Source organism: Anabaena sp. UHCC 0187 (assembly GCF_009712035.1).
In the GTDB taxonomy this organism is placed as follows: Bacteria; Cyanobacteriota; Cyanobacteriia; order Cyanobacteriales; family Nostocaceae; genus Dolichospermum.
This window is the reverse complement of record NZ_VILB01000011.1, coordinates 1-16,740: the sequence shown is the minus strand read 5'-3', so window position 1 is coordinate 16,740 and position 16,740 is coordinate 1. Positions and strand designations below refer to the sequence as shown.

Sequence of the window (16,740 nt, the reverse complement as noted above, 5' to 3'; positions counted from 1 at the left end):
ATGTTTAAATTACCAGATAATCTCCCCAATTTACCAGCAATTATTGATAATCTGCCAAATATCTGCGGTTGGGAAAAAGAAGTGTTGACTGTAGTTAACCACAATGAGCCTATTTTTTTACCAACTACTAATCTGAAATTAGCAGATATTAATGCAGTATTTGCGATCGCTCTACATATGCACCAACCCACCATCCCAGCAGGAAATCATGGTGCATTGATCAGTAATTTGCAATATATGTTTACCCACCAGCAAGAAGGAGATAACCACAATGCAGCCCCTTTTGCTAATTGTTATAGTCGCATGGGAGATTTTATTCCTGAATTAGTTGCACAAGGTTGTAATCCCCGTGTAATGCTGGATTATTCTGGTAATCTTTTGTGGGGACTGCAACAAATGGGCAGAAGTGATATTCTAGATAATCTCAAACGCATCACTTGCAATCCTACCTACCAGCCCTATGTAGAATGGTTGGGGACTATGTGGAGTCATGCTGTCATCCCTTCCACACCCATAGCAGATATTAAACTCCATATTATCGCTTGGCAACATTATTTTGCCGCAATTTTTGGCTGGGAAGCATTAGCAAGAGTCAAAGGATTTTCCCCACCAGAAATGCACTTACCAAACCATCCAGATACCTTATTTGCATTTATCAAAGCCTTGAAAGAATGTGGTTATCGTTGGTTATTGGTACAAGAACATACTGTAGAAACAATTAATGGTCAGCCTTTACATTATAAACATTTACCACATCGGTTAATAGCTCGCAATTCCCAAGGAGAAGAAATTAGTATTACTGCATTGATAAAAACTCAAGGTTCAGACACTAAATTAGTCGCCCAAATGCAGCCATACTATGAAGCAAAAACTTTATCTAAACAAAAATTAGGTGATGTTGTTGTACCTCCCCTAGTTAGTCAAATAGGTGATGGTGAAAACGGTGGTGTGATGATGAACGAATTTCCTAGCGGTTTTAAACAAGCTTGGGAGAATATGGTGCAAAATGGCGGAGGTAAAACTGGTGTGGTTGGTGTTTGCGGTACAGAATATTTAGAATTATTAGCAGCAGCAGGTTGTCAACCCGAAGACTTTCCTCCCTGTCAAGCAAGTGGACAACATCAAATTTGGGCGCAAATTGCCGAAGATAATTATCAAGCAGATGCTGTAGAAATTGCAATTCAAGAACTGAAAAAAAATCACCCCAACTTTCAGATTGATGGGGCATCATGGACAAATCATATTAGTTGGGTGCAAGGATACGAAAATGTTTTATCTCCCATGTACAAATTGAGCAATTTATTTCATCAGAAATTCGACAATTTATTATCTGATCAAGAAGGTGTAAATCTGACTCAAGACAGTCAATACCGCCAACTGCTATTACATAATCTCCTATTACAAACTAGCTGTTTTCGTTATTGGGGACAAGGGACTTGGACAGACTACGCTCAGGAAATTTACCGTCAGGGAGAGCAATTACTTTAAGTTCCTGGACGAGAACGAATATGATCAGGTAGATGATAGCGATCGCCTAATGTTTCCAACAAGGGACCATTAACGTCAAATTTAACCATACTTACCGATGCGACCAAAATATTTACCCGATAGCGATAGCGTCCTAAATCAATTCCCAGTAAACTGCAAAGCATAATCCGAATTGTGGCTTTATGGGAAACCACCAAAACATTACCTTGGGGATGTTTTTCCTGAATTTCCGCAATTACAGGCATAGAACGGTTAGCAATATCTACCGCAGTTTCTCCACCAATGGGTGCATTCCAAGCGGGTTCTGTCAACCATTTTACATAATTTTCTGGGTAACTTTCTTCAACAAAGGACTTACTCTTGCTTTCCCATTGTCCGTAACTACCTTCTCTGAGTCCTTCCCGCACCTGCATCTCCATACCAATAGCATCACAAAATGGCTTGGCAGTGGCAACGGTGCGCTTCATTGGACTGACATAAACCGCTTCCCAGGGCAACTTCTTATAAACATCGGCAAAACTCGATGCCATTTGCATACCTTCTTCTGTCAATTCTGCATTAGTTTCACCGCAGAAATTACCACTTTGACTAAAAGTAGTTTCACCATGTCGCAGTAAATATAAATTGAGTGTCATAGTTTATACGAGAATGAAGATAAAAGAGTTGGTGCAAAAACAAAATACCATCAATCTCCCAATCAAGTATGTGACAATAGGACAAATTAATTGTCCAAAAAAGTAAACCAACCACAAATTCCACCTCTCAAAATCCTCCTCTCCGCGCCTCTGCGTCTCTGCGTGCAAAAAATTCACTTTCATTCACCAACGCCGAAGTTTTTTTCATCAGCCTCAACTAGATAAATGGCAACCTGAGTTATTATAAATCAGAGATTTTTTTAAACCCTGAACTTCTAAATTTAAGAACTATTAATTTTATGAACTTTCGTGATGAGTTTAAATTGTTACTTCGCGCCCGTTATCCATTGATCTATATTCCTACTTATGAGGAAGAACGGGTAGAAGCGGCGATTCGGGAAGAGGCGATAAATCAAGGTAATCGTCCGGTGTATACTTGGGATTTTGTGGACGGTTATCAGGGCAGTCCCAATGATGTGGGATTTGGTAAACGTAACCCGTTACAGGCTTTGGAGTTTGTGGAAAAATTAAATCCTGCTGCCCCTGCGGTGTTGATTTTACGAGATTATCATCGGTTTTTGGATGATGTGGCCATTTCTCGGAAACTCCGGAATTTAGCCCGACTCCTGAAATCCCAACCGAAAAATATTGTTTTATTATCGCCTCGCGTCGCTATTCCTGATGATTTAACGGAAGTGCTGACGGTGGTTGAGTTTCCCCTACCTAACGCCCCGGAAATCAAAATGGAGGTGGAACGGTTGTTACAGGCAACTGGAAACCCTCCTGGTGGTAAATTTTTGGATGATTTGGTGCGTTCTTGTCAGGGGTTATCAATGGAAAGAATTCGCCGAGTATTAGCGCGAGCAGTTGCAACTCATGGACAATTAGAACCGGAAGATGTAGATTTAGTTTTGGCAGAAAAGCGGCAAACTATTCGCCAAACCCAAATTCTTGATTTTTACCCTGCCACTGAGGAAATTACTGATATTGGTGGTTTAGATAATTTGAAGGATTGGTTAATTCGGCGCGGTGGTTCGTTTACCGAAAAGGCGCGACAATATGGTTTACCTCATCCCCGTGGGTTAATGTTGGTAGGAATTCAGGGAACTGGTAAATCTTTAACCGCCAAAGCGATCGCCCATCATTGGCATTTACCTCTGTTACGCTTAGACGTAGGGCGGTTATTTGGCGGTTTGGTGGGTGAGTCGGAATCCCGCACCAGGCAAATGATTCAAGTAGCAGAAGCCCTCGCTCCCTGTATACTCTGGATTGATGAAATTGATAAGGCTTTTTCTGGTTTAGGTAGCAAAGGTGATGCGGGAACTACTAGCCGAGTATTTGGGACTTTTATTAATTGGTTAGCGGAAAAAACTTCCCCTGTGTTTGTCGTGGCTACCGCCAATGATATTCAGGCTTTACCACCGGAAATGTTAAGAAAAGGGCGATTTGATGAGATTTTCTTTGTCGGTTTACCCAGTCAAGAAGAAAGAAAAGCAATTTTTAATGTGCATTTATCCCGATTGCGTCCCCACAATTTGAACAGCTATGAAATCGAGAGGTTAGCTTACGAAACCCCCGATTTTTCCGGTGCAGAAATTGAACAAACTTTAATTGAAGCCATGCACATAGGTTTTAGTCAAAACCGCGATTTTACAACTGATGATATTTTAGAAGCTGCTAGTCAAATTATCCCCCTAGCGCGAACTGCTGTCGAGCAAATTCAAAAACTCCAAGAATGGGCAGCCGCTGGTAGGGCGCGTCTAGCATCTAAATACAGTCCTTTAAGCGATCGTATTCAACGTCAAGAGAAGAATTAAAAATTAAAAATTAAGAATTAAAAAACTTTTGCTTCTTCTCTATTCCCTGTTCCCTGTTCCCTGTTCCCTGTTCCCTATGTTTACAAACTTACTTAAATTTATACTTGGTGTTGTTTTAGCCCTTGCAGTTTTATTAGGTACTGGCTTGACAGTTGCGCTTTATTTTGTCAACCGTACCGCTGTAACACCTCCCAAGCCGATTTATCCTAATGATAATCCTTCTAAACAAGCTAAAAAGCCTAAAATCAGTCCCAAAACTCAAGCTAAAAAACAAGCTACTCCTAATCCCACATCTAGCCCTACTCCAACTCCCACAGAATCACCCAAGCCATTACCACCTGATGCTTACGAAGGAACTGTTACTTGGGCAGCAGGGCTAAGTTTGAGAGGAGAACCAGATACAAATTCTCCCACTACAGGTGGAGTTGGGGCTAATAAAAAAGTGATTATTTTAGAAGAAAGTCCCGATAAAAAATGGCAAAAAGTTCGCATTGCGGATACTGATAAAGAAGGTTGGGTAAAATCAGGTAATATTAAACGTTCTCAGTGACCAAATTTGTAAGCATTCAGCTATCAGTGGTCAGCAGTCAGCTAAAATCGGATTTTAGGGGTTTTGAAGTTGGGAGACTGACATCAGTAATTAAGATTCACAATGCTTATCAATTCAATTCTTGCTGATAGCTGATAACTGACGGCTGAATGCTTACCAAAATTTTGGATTTTAAATATTCAATTCAAAATCTAATGACTGCTAACAGAACCGCGTTTAATTTGTTCTCTTTCAATAGCTTGAAATAAAGCCATAAAGTTACCTTCCCCAAAACCTTGAGCTAGAGAACGACGTTCAATAAATTCAAAGAAAAAAGTTGGTTCAAAGAAAATTGGTTGGCTGAAGATTTGTAATAATAACTGTCCTAAAGGAGCATCTTCATGCCAGTCTACGAGGATTTCCTGGTGAGATATGGCTTTTAATTCTTGAGGTGAGAGGGGAAATTTATATCTTTGTTGTAACTGAGAATAGTAATTTTGGGGAATAGAAAGAAAGGATAAACCAGCAGCCCGAAACCGAGCAATTGCATCCAAAAGATTAGGTATTAGTAAAGCAATATGTTGAATACCTGCACCTCGATTCACCTCTAGAAACTCCTGAATTTGTGAACTAGGTGAAGCTGGTTCATTAATTGGTAATTGAATATTTCCATGGGGAGAAATCATTACCTGACTATGCAAACCCGAACGATCAGTTTTAATATTAAAACTTTGTTGAGGCTGAAAATCAAAGATTTCTTGATACCAATTAACAGCAGTTTCTAACTCACCAACTCCTACATTCAAAACTAGATGATCAATGGCCGTAATAGAATGATGGGAAATATTTTCCCTATCTGCTATTTTTGCTTTTTTTCTAGTAATTAATGTATGATTTAAACTACCCCAAGCAGAAATTTTAGCATACTTACAAAATCCATCATCTTCAACAGGTTGGAGAATTTTTGCCCCATGGCTTATAGCCCTTACTATCAAAGTTTCCATATCATCAACAGCAAAAGCTACATCAGCCACACCAGGAGGATGTTGACGTAAAAATTCAGCCACAGGGCTAATCGGTAAAATGGGAGAAGAAAGTAAAAAGTAGACAGATCCACTTTTCACAACTTCTGTATAAGTATGTAATGATTTTTGATGATGAGAAAGACTTGGAAAAATGCCATCATTTACTGCTTGGAAACCCAGACAATATACAAACCAATCTCGCCACCTTTGGGCATCTTCGACATAGAAGTGAACGTGATCAATTCGCAGCATAATTTATTTATTTTAAATCCAGTATTTACTATCACTTTTATCTGTTACATACTAGAAAAATAAATGACTCTCAGGTTGAATATTAATTTCCATGGGTATAGCTTGAGGTTCAGCAGATAAAGCATAAAAAATAGCATTTGCCGCAGTTTCACAACTGAGCATCTTATTGCGATCTACTTTTAAATTTACCTTATCCCAAAAAGGGGAATCTATGCCCCCAAAGTAAAAAAGCGTAATTTTTACACCAAAGCGTTTTAGTTCTTCTGCCATACATTTACTAAAACCCACAACGCCAAATTTAGAAGCAGAATAAGCCGCAGCCATGGGCATTGAATGTTTACCAAGAATACCGACAACGTTACAAATATGACCAGATTTACGTTTTTGCATCTCTTTTGCTGCGGCTTGAGTGGTGTAAAAACAGCCTTTCAAATTCAAATCCACCATTGCATCTAAATCCCCTGGTTCGATGTTGTTGTAGCCTTTGAGAATACCCGCTCCGGCTGCATTTACCAAAACATCAATTTGACCAAACTGGGCTATTGTTCTTTGGATTAACGTATCCACCTCTTGGGGTTGAGTAATATCTGTAGGAACTGTCAGTACATCTCCTGATAAATCATTTGCTAATGCTGCTAAATTTTCCCCGTCTCTAGCTGCAAGTACCAATCTCGCACCTGTGGGGGCTAATTGACGAGTTAAGGTTGCACCAATACCACCAGTCGCACCAACAATGACAATAACTTTATCTTGTAGCATCACAATATTTACATTTCTTTACAGACTATATTTATCATACAGTCTATCTCGGTATTCTGGGTTTAATCATCCAAACTAAATAAATTACCTCATATCTTGCACCTGGTTAAGGGAGACAGTATTAACCGAAAATGAGAGAATAAAAATAACATCCAGACTTGGATAAATAAATTAAAATATCGAGACAATAAATAACATACAGCCTACATAAAATAACTGATAACATACACAAAACTAGCAGTAATTAAATCTGCACAGAGATAATTTAAATTGATTAGTATCCTCAACTATCCTCAACCTATTCTGGTCTATGAGGGTTAATGCAAGGCTCGATAGCGATCGCGCTAGTAAGTTTAATTATATTCGCCAGCGGACAAATCAAGGTGCGTCTGACATTATGAAAGTGGCGATCGATCTTTATTATGAAAAATTACATCAAGAATCCCCTGTAAATCCTTTGCAACTCCTTAGAGAATCAGGGCTGATTGGTTGTGCTGAAGGGGACTCTGATTTGTCGGTTAATTACAAGCAATATCTCACTGAAAGTCTTAACGAAAAATATGGTCATCGTTGATTCTGGCTTTTGGATAGCATTAATCAATCGCCGTGATGATTATCATATTCTCGCTCAAGAAGTTTTAGATACGATTGATGAGCCTCTGGTTACAACATGGTGTGTGATTACGGAAGTTTGTCATATTCTCTTGAAACGTACAGGCACAAATGCTCAACAGACGTTTATTCATAGCTTAGAAATTGGTGCTTTTGAGGTTTTTGATCTCAAAGTTCAAGATGGGAAAAGAATCAGTGAATTGATGAATCAATATAGTTCTCTGCCAATGGATTTAGCGGACGCTTCATTGATTATTCTTGCCGAACATTTGGGGCATGGGCGGATTTTATCTGTTGATTTTCGGGACTTTAATACTTACCGATGGAAAAATCGTCATCCTTTTGAGAATTTGATGTCTATTGACTGAAGCGATTCCTAGGTCGCGCTTGGAGATCGCCTAAACTTTAACTAACGGTTGAATCGTATTTTGAATTTCTTCTCCCGCTAACTCTTCGGCTAGGCGTAACTCATAAGCTTTTTGCAAATTAAGCCATAGTTCTGCACCAGTGCCAAACCATCGTCCTAGACGTAATGCTGTGTCAGCAGTGATACCTCTTTGCCCTTTGAGGATTTGCGTAATCCGATTTGTGGGTATATGGAGCGATCGCGCTAGTTCTGATGCGCTAATCCCAAGCTCTTTTAGTTCATCGGATAAGATTTCGCCAGCGTGAATTGCAGGTCGTGCCATAGTTGTTTTCTCTTTTAGTGATAATCAACAATTTCGATATTAAATGGGTGATTTTCTGTTTCTGTCCACTCAAAACAAATACGCCATTTGTCATTTATGCGGATGCTGTACTGCCCTTTTCTATCTCCGCCTAGTGCCTCAAAATGGTTACTGGGCAAAGCCATTAAGGATTCCTTATTAGGTGCGGCTTCTAGAATCTCTAGACGTTTGTATGCTTGTCTTTCAAATGCCTGAAATTCTTTGACACGATCGCCCGCAGCAAATTCGGCTGTGCGTTTGTCTTTATATTTTTGAGGCATAGGCAAGTGTTATGTATTACGTCAAGCATAACATTTATATCGCAATTTCGCAAAAAATCAATCAGCGATCGCTTGTGGAGGAAAAATATATAGGTGCAATCTCCGATTCCCGTTTTTCGGTTGCCGAATATTTAGAAGCAGAAAGTAAAAGCAAACTCCGCCATGAGTATTTGGGTTAGTCAAATTTTTGCGCTGACGGGGGGCAGTAAGACGTAGAATATCATTACCTTAAATATTGCCAGTACAGCAATTTCAAGGATATTATACTAATACTATAGATATTCAACTAATTCATTTTTAACTTGAAAAAATGCTTGCAAGATTCTCGTCATACAAGATAAATCCTAAACACAGAGCATCTAAGCCTTCAAAAACTGCTAGTGTTTGGAAAGTTCCAGAATGGAATGAGGTTCAGTTATTCGGTATAGCTAGTGCTAAAAAATGGTATAAGGATGGAATATTCTGGGCTGTAATGAGAAAAGATTCAAAAATATCAAAGATCGGGGAAGATTTAGCAAATGATCTTTATATAGCTAAGTATCGGTGTGATCCTAATTCTGAGTGGCATGGATATCCTGTACATCCTAAAGATGATGATATTCCCCCTGACGTAGTCCTTGAACTTTGGCGTGAAGAGGAGTTAATTGATAAAACCGATAAAAGTAGAATTCAAAGAGGGAAGTTTTCTAGATGAGCCGTGAATATATTTCTATCAAAATTGAAGGCGATTTTATTGATTCATTTATCTACTCTGGAATACTGTTTTTAGTTAGTGCAAATTCACAAATATCAATCTATAACTGGGAGGGTCTGCTGTCTAATATTTCAGACAAGCGGCCTTTATATAATTTCTTGAAAGATTGCCGCAACGGTTTAAATTTAGTCGAGGATGAGTATCAGAAAATATACATTGAAGAAGAACAGCTTAAAGAGCATAAATTGGGAGAAACACTACTACTGAAGGCTTGGTCAACTGACATTAATGTATACAGTAACCGCCTTTACATTGCTGATGAAAATGGTGTCGATACAGTGAGACTTGACTTTGATTCTAAGAGGCTTGTTCAGAATACACGATTTCAATTGTGGGGAAAATATGCGTATAAAATATCTGCAAATGATAATTTGAGAATTGCTATTGCCGCAGGATCGAACGGTATAATTACTGCCTTTCCACGCAATACAACAATTAGAGAAAGCGAAGACATTAAGACTATTGAGATTAATTCATATGACTGTGAATGGATTGGGAATAATCTGATTACTAACTCTCAAGATGGATCTTACGTATCAGTTTTTGCCGAACTTCCAGAAAAACCTCAAGAAATTAATATACCTGATAGCTTCTATTCCAATCTAAATAGACTAAAAAGACAAACTCCTGAAACTATAAAAATTGATAATGACAGCCAAGCCTCTATTATTTATTCTTGGATGGCAGGGAGAAAACTATTCTCACTTTTAAACAATGGTGAAGTAATAGGAAAAGATATTAATATATTACGAGATATAAAAACTAAGAATACTACGCTTCTCAACTTGCCAATTTCCTCTCGTGTTTTAGCAGTTAGATCTGGTTTGTTTGGTGCAGTAATTGAAATTGGAGATAATTTATTCTCTTTGACAGAAAGTGGAGTTGATTCTATATCACATCGACCAGTGAGTTGGCGTGTATTTCCCAGAGCAAAAAATTATCTAAATCATTTACATATTGTCGAAAATGATCATCTTGCAATCCGTGCATATTTTGTAAGTAGTGAAAATGATTCAGATGATTATGGTATTAGTTTTAATGAGGTTATTTAGCAGTAGAACTAGGAGATAAAACAGCACTAACTAAGACATTAGCATCCAAAACATAGCGATTAAGCATCACTGTTAAGTATCTCGTTTAACAGTTCTAAGGTTAGTCCATTTGCCTGAGCTTCTGCCCCTAAATCCGCCGATATATTTTTTAAACGCAGATTTTTAATCTTTACCAAATCCTCATAATCATTCATCGAAATAATAGCCACATAATTGCGATCATGTTCCTTAACAAGAATGGGTTCTTGTTGGGCGCTATCCATAATGTAAGCAAAATCTTCCTTTACTTCTGAAACTGAAACTTGTCGCATTGCATTTTGTTTGAGAAATAACTCTGGTCATTGTAACATACCCTGTAGCGCGATTCCTGCGGAGCGCTTCGCTATCGCTTGCCCCTCAATTAAAAGGTGGGGACTTCTGCAAATCGTTAAATTAAGTCATCAAAGGTTTAGCATATTACTGGCTTCATCACTATGTGCTTATTTTAAATCCAGTCAAGGCTTCAACATTTTGTCGAAAAGCGATCAAGGCATGATTAGATTGATACTCGACCAGACCGGAGAAGATCGCCTCCGAGACTTCCTGAGACACAACGGTTTTGATCTCAATATTAGTGTTATAGCTGACCATATCTCCCCTACGGCTGCCGTGGCGACCTGCGCCTTGGGCTTGGGAGATAGTATAACCACTTACGTCTAAGTCTTTCAGCAGATTGATAATGGGACTTTGCAAGACGGTTTCACCAATGATGACAACCAGTACAGCCGATTCGATGGGTGGGGATGAGGGGGACATGGGCAATTCTCCAGAATAAAGATTTAATTCCTTCACCGCAGCGGCTTTCAATAGCGCAGGATAGCAGCTATCGCTTTATGTTCAGGTACATCTCCCTGTGCTACGGCGTAAACCGTTCCCCCATTGGTCAGCGTATGTAGTGCTGCCAGATCGAGCAAATCTTCATCACCTATTTCCTGTTGAGCATGAATCTGAATGGAATTCCCTTCTGGATTGAATACTCCCCAAACAGTTTTATCAATAGGCACAAACAAGGTTTCAACACGCTGGAAATAAGCGGCAGATACAACTTTTTCGATAGTATTAGCCGTTTTTTCGCTACCTTGTAGTTCCTCGTAATGGGAAATTGTTGATCCTTTGGCGAGATCAAAATAGGGTTGTGCAATCTGCCAAGCCTGGGTATGCAGTTCTTCCAAACTCAAAGTTTCTGGATTACCCGTGATACCATTGGGTAGCAAGTGGGCATAAGTATTTGCCTCGTGGTAAATCGGCAATAGATAATCAACTCCTGCCAAAATTAGCGGTGTTTGCTGGTTTGTGAAGAAAGACTCTAAACCGTTGTTAACTTGGCGAAAGTAACGCAATAAATCATTTTTGTGATCTTCGTTTCCGCCTCCTTGTCCATGAAAAATCCCAGTATTGCCTTGTGATGAACCTGTATGTACTTGGAGGTTTTTTTCGAGATCATCGTACTGCAAGGCTGCTGCAATATTGGTCGGTACATCCGTTAACTCAACTTCATCCAGGTGATAACGGGTTCCTTGAAATAACCGCACTTGGTTTTGGCTCAAAGCTAGAACAGAAAACGTCCCATCCCCGGACATTAATTGCAATAGTGGTTTGATGTGGAAGCGATCGCCAACTACCGTTAATTCAGGGAAAGTGATCGGTAAACAGTAGTAGCGGAACTGATTGGGAGATAGAAAAATTGCCAATCCATCGCTTTGATGTTGCCAGAAGTCATCATTTGCATCTAGTTCATGGATGGGTTGCAGCAACTCTTTGGCATCCTGTCCACGCATTCCCAGCGCCAGCAATTGTTCTTCCGCTTGTCGAACCAAATTCTTTAATCGAATTGGATTTTGTTTGGTTTCGACTCCTAAACGCTCTATTGGTGCATAGATTGAGATAGAGGTCGGGTTTGACGCTGTGGTTAAAGTGGTTAATTCATCAATAGTGAATAAGTTCATGATTTACCTCTTTAGTAAATTTTTTGCTCAAATTTGTATCAGGTTAGTTAAAATCTTTGGCAATTTCAGAGTAAAAATTCGGGATTTACAGCAAATTGTTATCAATCGTTTCACAGACAGAAATAATCAAACTTTGATTGCAAACTACTGATTTACTCCTTCTGCCTCCTGTCTCCTTCAATGACTATTAATTGAACTAGACAAAGGTGGGTCAGTCCGATGACTCGCTTGATGCGACCGTCGCCCAAGGGTGTGTTCAATCAAGTTGGTCAATTTCTCCGCAGCCCCGTCAACAGCTTGGTCTAAGGTTTCTGCCTGATCTGTTACCGCCAGGGGGTGGTATCCTGCGAGATGGGCTTCTATCATGCAGCGCATATCGTCATTGCCGCCCTTCTTGTCGCTGTTCTCATCACTCAGATGAACATCAACTTGAGTGATGTTATCGCTGAATCGGCTCAGACTCTCTGCCACTACATCACTAACCTGATTGGCGAGTGCTTCGTGACCTTCGATGTTATGTCCGGTATGGATTTGGATTTGCATGATGTTCTTCTGTTGTAATTGTGATTGGCTTAATATTTAGATGGAATGACCTAATTGAGTTTGCAAACTGGTCAGGTGAACGCCCGCCAGATTGGGTAGAACAGTATGAGCAGATCCACCAAAGCGATACCTTCGGTCAGCTTCGCTATCGCTATTTTTATTCCCGACCCCCATTTTTTCTAATCCCGAAATAATGTAGTGTTTTGGAGTCAAAGGTAGGAATAAGCATCCTTCCTGGGGAGTTTTTTGAAATCTAACAACATAGTTTTTCTATCAGAATATCGAATTAAATCTTCCAGTTATCAATAACAAAAACAAATGGTTCTACCTCTCCTTTTATGGAGAAATAGGATTGCAATCTAATAGTTTAATTACTCCATCTGCCCAAAATTCTGCGTGATCTGTTTGCAGCAGTGCTTCGATATCAAATATATCTCGAAATTCTTGTTTAAGTAGGTGCATTTTCTCTAGGACTAGAAAGACTTTTTGAACCATTTCTAACGCAACCAAAAAATGTTTTCTTACCTTGGGTAGCTTCTACAAAATCACCTTTTATAAATCCATGCCTTGTTGTAGTTCCACCATATTTACGTCCATTCCCACCTTTGGAAAAACCATATTAATTACAAGCCCCATCCCTCTTTAGGGTAGGGTTATTGACGCTTTATTTCTCTGAATTCCAATTATAATTAAATTTATCCTAACCTTTACTCTATCTGAGGTTGAGTTGTTTTCTCGACAGAAATTCGTCTATCTACCTCTTTTGATTTGCTTATCCCATCGCCGATTTCCCTTGGTTGTTTACACAAGCTTTTGGCAGTTGAGTAAGCATCCTTGCGGTGTCTATAAGGTCTTGTGTATTCATATAATTTCCCAATTGTAAGGGAGCAAGTCAATTAATTATGGCGTTGAATATGTAGCCAATGCTGATAATGCCAACGGTCATCAACCCAATAAATACAGCTAATAGCTGTGGTCGTAGGACTTTTTTAAGAATCACTATTTCCGGAAGAGATAGTGCTGTTACCGCCATGGTGAAAGCTAAAACTGTACCCATAGGCATTCCTTTATTTACTAAAGCTTCAGTAATTGGCATTACACCCGCAATATTGGCATAGAGTGGAACACCCAAAATTACTGCAATCAGCACTGCAAAAGGATTATTCGCGCCTGCATATTTAATAATAAAATCTGTCGGCACATAACCATGAATCCCTGCACCGATCGCAATCCCAATTACCACATAAAGCCAAACCGATCGCACAATTTCACTGGATTGGAATCTTCCTTGCTCAAATCTTTGTCCCCAATTTAACGCCACTGTTTCTAGGTTGTCTTCCCCTTCTAGAGGTATTGCTTGATGAGATTTTTGCAGTTCCCAAACAAATGGTTCTACCCATTTTTCTAATTTCATGAGTCCGATGATGTATCCAGAAGCGATCGCTAAACCCACACCAAAGCCAATGTAGATCAGCGTCACCTTCAACCCAAATAATCCCCAGAGAAGGATAACAGCAACCTCATTTACCATTGGCGCTGCCATCAGATAAGAAAAGGTCACGCCTAAAGGTACACCTGCTTCCAAAAAGCCGATAAACAAAGGAACCGCAGAGCAAGAACAGAATGGTGTAAATATTCCTACCATTGCCGCCAAAATATTTCCTGCAAAAGTACGCTTTCCTTCTAGCAAAGAGCGAACGCGCTCTGGTTCTAAAAAGCTTTGAAATGTTCCAACAATGAAGCTAATTACAATCAGTAATGTTAAGACTTTTGGTACATCGTAAAGAAAGAAGTGCAGACTTGACCCTAAATGCGATGAAATCGGCAAGCCCAAGATTTGGGTGACAATTTGGATTGCCAACCAATCAAACGGATAAAATGGATCGAACATAAATTGGCCCCTTTAACGCTGTAATAGAGGCTTAATCTGTTCGACACTTATGACTTGACCTTTGCTGGCAACTTTGCCATTGATTGTCATGGCGGGAGTAGACATCACACCTCGTTTAGCAATTTCGATTGGGTCGGTAATGTGTAGAACTTCAGCAGTTAAATTGAGATTAGCTACCGCTTCTTGAGCATTGGCTTCTAGCTGTTGGCACTTTTTGCAGCCTGTACCCAAAATTTCAATCTTGATAGCATTCATGGCATATCTCCTTTTTTATGTTCTGTAATTCAGGCTTCTATCATGCAGCACATATCTTCGCCTTTCGTTCCCCAAATCGCTCTAGCAGCAGCCTTTACCGATTACTTTCCAGCATTGCTTTTGCAACCAACAGTTCTTGATGTTTTTCTTTACTGACGTTTGGATACTTGAGATCCAATTCTTGCAACTTGGTATAAATGATGCCAGCTACCACTAGCCGGGTGAGAGCTTGAGGATTTTAGATTGGCGTTAGCGAAGCACACGGCGCAGCGAGTATTTTCGATTAATTCCGCAGTGAAGAGGCTGGGAAGCTGTACCGAAAATTCCCAATCCAAAATCTAAAATTGTTCGGTCAGACAGATTGCGCCCAGATATTATTCGCACACAGTTTACCGGATTTGCACCAGATCCTTCGAGCTATCAACCCAGTAGCCTTGGCGATTGTAATGTTGATGCAGTCGAGTCTCGTAATCCCGGATTAGCACGGTATCCTGTATATATTCCGGCGATCGCTGGATGATTTCGCGGGGCAGATTGATGAAGACTTTTGACTCACCCCAACTCACGCGCTCAATCCATTGCGGTGAAAGCAGAACTTTTTTCCCCGACCACCAATTGACTGTATCAACGATTAGATACCGAATCGCCCAGGTTTCATAATCAATGATAAAGTCCTCAACGTGACCGATCTCGCCATCTGTAGCTTGAATATGATAGCCACTCACCTCACGGGTACTCCGCAAATTGGGATCTTCTTTTTTCTCTGCTGGGCTAGATTTAGACCATTGTTCACGATCTCGCTGAATATAGGGGTAAGCTCCCCACATATATGAGCCACCCCAATACATTGGATAACCATAATATACATGATAATCCATCTCAAACTGTTGTGATACGGGTTTGGAACTGTCCAAGGATGGACTATTCTCAATCTGCTCTTTGGTCAAATAGACGGTGATGTACTGCTGTCCCTGATCCGGATCGCCAAGCACGTAGGGTGAAATTAGCACCTGTCTGCCCGTCAGCCAATCTCTGGTGTCGGCCACTAGGTAGCGAATCGTCCAGTGCTGGTCGTCGAAGTAAAATTCTTTGACCTGCCCGATTTCACCGTTGAAGCTATTCAATTTGAAACCTTCGAGGGTTTTGGCTTTGATGAACATATTGCAACTCCTTTAATTGTTTGAGTTTTGTGGTTGGCTGGTATGAATCTTTCGGGCTTCGCTAACACGCAGAGGCGCAGAGTCGCAGAGAGGAAGAGATGGAATTTTTGACTTTCATTTTCACTACCCCCACTTCCAATTGCGGATTTCTGGCAAGTCTTCACCGTGTTTGTCAATGTAATGCTTATGCTCGATATCTGCGATCGCTTTGTCCAAGGTGCAGGCCATAAGTTCGTGCATCTTTTCCGGTTCGTTACCTTCCACAAAGTAAGGTGTCCAGCCGCAGCCTCGGAGAAATTGCTCCAACTCCTCATGCTCAATTTCTAATACCCTAGTCCGATCAATTGCTTTCACGGTTCTTCCCTCTTTATTTATCTTTATGCTTCGTTATCATAAGAAGGCGGTGAGGAGGATCGTCGCAAAAAAATAAGAACCCTAAAATCAGTCCAGAAATAATGCTTAAAATCAACTGTATCCAAAATCCACCCCACTCCAATGATCGCAGTAAACTAGCAGCTTGCTGCCTCTCGGAAGGATGAGATTTTGGTTCTAGGTAGGTAGAGATAACTCTTTGGGTGGGTTTTTCAGCAATTTTATTTGATGATTCACTCAGTCCGGATACTTGCTATTTTTATTTAGATGGTACTAGTGGTCTGTCAAATAAATTTTGACGGATAAACGAATGAACCACGAAGACGCGTTCGCGCAGCGTCCCGTAGGGATAGAACACGAAGGAAGAAGGAAAGAAGAAAAATTAAAAAAATCTATTTACCCGTGAATTAGTTCTTGACAGACTACTAGGTAACGCTTTGCGATTGCATTAGGTAGCAGCTACAGATTGGAAGTTTTGCAGTCGATTTAACCTCCATCAAATTAATCATCCAAATCAAATAAATCACACAAATCATAGTTCCGACTTTTTAACACCCACTTCCCATTTTTTACCTACTTGCTGAACTTGCAGAGATTTACAAGAATGTAAAAATTTAACAACC

General features: G+C 40.0%; 23 protein-coding genes. 8 read left to right on the top strand and 15 right to left on the bottom strand.

All coding sequences use genetic code 11. From position 1 onward, the window contains the following. Complete coding sequence (locus FJR11_RS09160) at nt 1-1,488, top strand: glycosyl hydrolase family 57 (protein WP_168503392.1); 1,488 nt, start codon at nt 1-3, stop codon at nt 1,486-1,488. Here FJR11_RS09160 and FJR11_RS09155 read toward each other — a convergent pair. After that, the gene (locus FJR11_RS09155; RefSeq protein WP_168503391.1) at nt 1,485-2,123 is read right to left on the bottom strand and encodes a histidine phosphatase family protein; all 639 of its coding nucleotides are present in this window, start codon (nt 2,121-2,123) and stop codon (nt 1,485-1,487) included. The genes FJR11_RS09160 and FJR11_RS09155 overlap by 4 nt on opposite strands. Before the next feature lie 299 nt (nt 2,124-2,422). Here FJR11_RS09155 and FJR11_RS09150 point away from each other — a divergent pair, with 299 nt between their 5' ends. Further along, on the top strand, nt 2,423-3,940 hold the full coding sequence (locus FJR11_RS09150; protein WP_168503390.1) for an AAA family ATPase: 1,518 nt from the start codon (nt 2,423-2,425) through the stop codon (nt 3,938-3,940). 76 nt (nt 3,941-4,016) lie between these two features. Beyond that, the gene (locus tag FJR11_RS09145; RefSeq protein WP_168503389.1) at nt 4,017-4,490 is read left to right on the top strand and encodes an SH3 domain-containing protein; all 474 of its coding nucleotides are present in this window, start codon (nt 4,017-4,019) and stop codon (nt 4,488-4,490) included. Nucleotides 4,491-4,681: 191 nt separating this feature from the next. On the opposite strand, the gene hppD is transcribed toward FJR11_RS09145, so the two are convergent. Together hppD and FJR11_RS09135 are read right to left on the bottom strand one after the other, a co-directional pair. Then, entirely contained in the window at nt 4,682-5,746 is a 1,065-nt protein-coding gene (hppD, locus tag FJR11_RS09140; RefSeq protein ID WP_174762991.1) for a 4-hydroxyphenylpyruvate dioxygenase, read from the bottom strand. A 51-nt stretch (nt 5,747-5,797) separates the two neighbouring features. Beyond that, entirely contained in the window at nt 5,798-6,505 is a 708-nt protein-coding gene (locus tag FJR11_RS09135) for an SDR family oxidoreductase (RefSeq protein ID WP_168504147.1), read from the bottom strand. 310 nt (nt 6,506-6,815) lie between these two features. Here FJR11_RS09135 and FJR11_RS09130 point away from each other — a divergent pair, with 310 nt between their 5' ends. Further along, complete coding sequence (locus tag FJR11_RS09130) at nt 6,816-7,079, top strand: CopG family transcriptional regulator (RefSeq protein WP_168503388.1); 264 nt, start codon at nt 6,816-6,818, stop codon at nt 7,077-7,079. Continuing rightward, nucleotides 7,066-7,485: a type II toxin-antitoxin system VapC family toxin gene (locus FJR11_RS09125; protein ID WP_168503387.1), complete on the top strand. Its 420-nt coding sequence runs from the start codon at nt 7,066-7,068 to the stop codon at nt 7,483-7,485. Before FJR11_RS09130 ends, FJR11_RS09125 begins: the two co-directional genes overlap by 14 nt. Before the next feature lie 30 nt (nt 7,486-7,515). On the opposite strand, the gene FJR11_RS09120 is transcribed toward FJR11_RS09125, so the two are convergent. Continuing rightward, entirely contained in the window at nt 7,516-7,806 is a 291-nt protein-coding gene (locus FJR11_RS09120; protein WP_168503386.1) for a HigA family addiction module antitoxin, read from the bottom strand. Nucleotides 7,807-7,820: 14 nt separating this feature from the next. Continuing rightward, on the bottom strand, nt 7,821-8,105 hold the full coding sequence (locus tag FJR11_RS09115; protein ID WP_168503385.1) for a type II toxin-antitoxin system RelE/ParE family toxin: 285 nt from the start codon (nt 8,103-8,105) through the stop codon (nt 7,821-7,823). 11 nt (nt 8,106-8,116) lie between these two features. Between FJR11_RS09115 and FJR11_RS09110 the strand changes: the two genes are divergently transcribed. The 3 genes from FJR11_RS09110 to FJR11_RS09100 all read left to right on the top strand — a co-directional run bounded on the left by FJR11_RS09110 (nt 8,117) and on the right by FJR11_RS09100 (nt 9,911). Then, on the top strand, nt 8,117-8,284 hold the full coding sequence (locus FJR11_RS09110) for a hypothetical protein (RefSeq protein ID WP_168503373.1): 168 nt from the start codon (nt 8,117-8,119) through the stop codon (nt 8,282-8,284). Between the two features lie 131 nt (nt 8,285-8,415). Next, entirely contained in the window at nt 8,416-8,799 is a 384-nt protein-coding gene (locus FJR11_RS09105; protein ID WP_168503384.1) for a hypothetical protein, read from the top strand. Further along, nucleotides 8,796-9,911: a hypothetical protein gene (locus tag FJR11_RS09100; protein ID WP_168503383.1), complete on the top strand. Its 1,116-nt coding sequence runs from the start codon at nt 8,796-8,798 to the stop codon at nt 9,909-9,911. Before FJR11_RS09105 ends, FJR11_RS09100 begins: the two co-directional genes overlap by 4 nt. 59 nt (nt 9,912-9,970) lie before the next feature. Here the strand turns inward: FJR11_RS09100 and FJR11_RS09090 are convergent, their stop codons facing one another. From FJR11_RS09090 to FJR11_RS23870, 10 genes are all read right to left on the bottom strand, one after another. After that, the gene (locus FJR11_RS09090) at nt 9,971-10,222 is read right to left on the bottom strand and encodes a type II toxin-antitoxin system Phd/YefM family antitoxin (protein ID WP_015081441.1); all 252 of its coding nucleotides are present in this window, start codon (nt 10,220-10,222) and stop codon (nt 9,971-9,973) included. A 160-nt stretch (nt 10,223-10,382) separates the two neighbouring features. Continuing rightward, on the bottom strand, nt 10,383-10,706 hold the full coding sequence (locus FJR11_RS09085; protein ID WP_168504145.1) for a P-II family nitrogen regulator: 324 nt from the start codon (nt 10,704-10,706) through the stop codon (nt 10,383-10,385). 47 nt (nt 10,707-10,753) lie between these two features. Beyond that, nucleotides 10,754-11,767 carry a hypothetical protein gene (locus tag FJR11_RS09080; protein WP_254444725.1) on the bottom strand — a complete coding sequence of 338 codons (1,014 nt, stop codon included), beginning with the start codon at nt 11,765-11,767 and terminating at the stop codon, nt 10,754-10,756. Nucleotides 11,768-12,073: 306 nt separating this feature from the next. Then, nucleotides 12,074-12,439 (bottom strand): HPF/RaiA family ribosome-associated protein, encoded by a 366-nt coding sequence (locus FJR11_RS09075; RefSeq protein ID WP_168503381.1) that lies wholly within the window; start codon nt 12,437-12,439, stop codon nt 12,074-12,076. Between the two features lie 336 nt (nt 12,440-12,775). Beyond that, nucleotides 12,776-12,934, bottom strand: coding sequence for a hypothetical protein (locus FJR11_RS09070; protein ID WP_168503380.1), 159 nt, complete (start codon nt 12,932-12,934; stop codon nt 12,776-12,778). 397 nt (nt 12,935-13,331) lie between these two features. Then, nucleotides 13,332-14,330: a permease gene (locus FJR11_RS09065; protein WP_174762990.1), complete on the bottom strand. Its 999-nt coding sequence runs from the start codon at nt 14,328-14,330 to the stop codon at nt 13,332-13,334. 12 nt (nt 14,331-14,342) lie between these two features. Then, complete coding sequence (locus tag FJR11_RS09060) at nt 14,343-14,585, bottom strand: thioredoxin family protein (protein ID WP_168503379.1); 243 nt, start codon at nt 14,583-14,585, stop codon at nt 14,343-14,345. Nucleotides 14,586-14,974: 389 nt separating this feature from the next. Next, entirely contained in the window at nt 14,975-15,745 is a 771-nt protein-coding gene (locus FJR11_RS09055) for a PRC-barrel domain-containing protein (protein ID WP_168503378.1), read from the bottom strand. Between the two features lie 123 nt (nt 15,746-15,868). Beyond that, entirely contained in the window at nt 15,869-16,099 is a 231-nt protein-coding gene (locus FJR11_RS09050; RefSeq protein ID WP_371417492.1) for a hypothetical protein, read from the bottom strand. Nucleotides 16,100-16,112: 13 nt separating this feature from the next. Next, nucleotides 16,113-16,310, bottom strand: coding sequence for a DUF3611 family protein (locus tag FJR11_RS23870; protein ID WP_371417520.1), 198 nt, complete (start codon nt 16,308-16,310; stop codon nt 16,113-16,115). Nucleotides 16,311-16,740 lie beyond the last annotated feature (430 nt).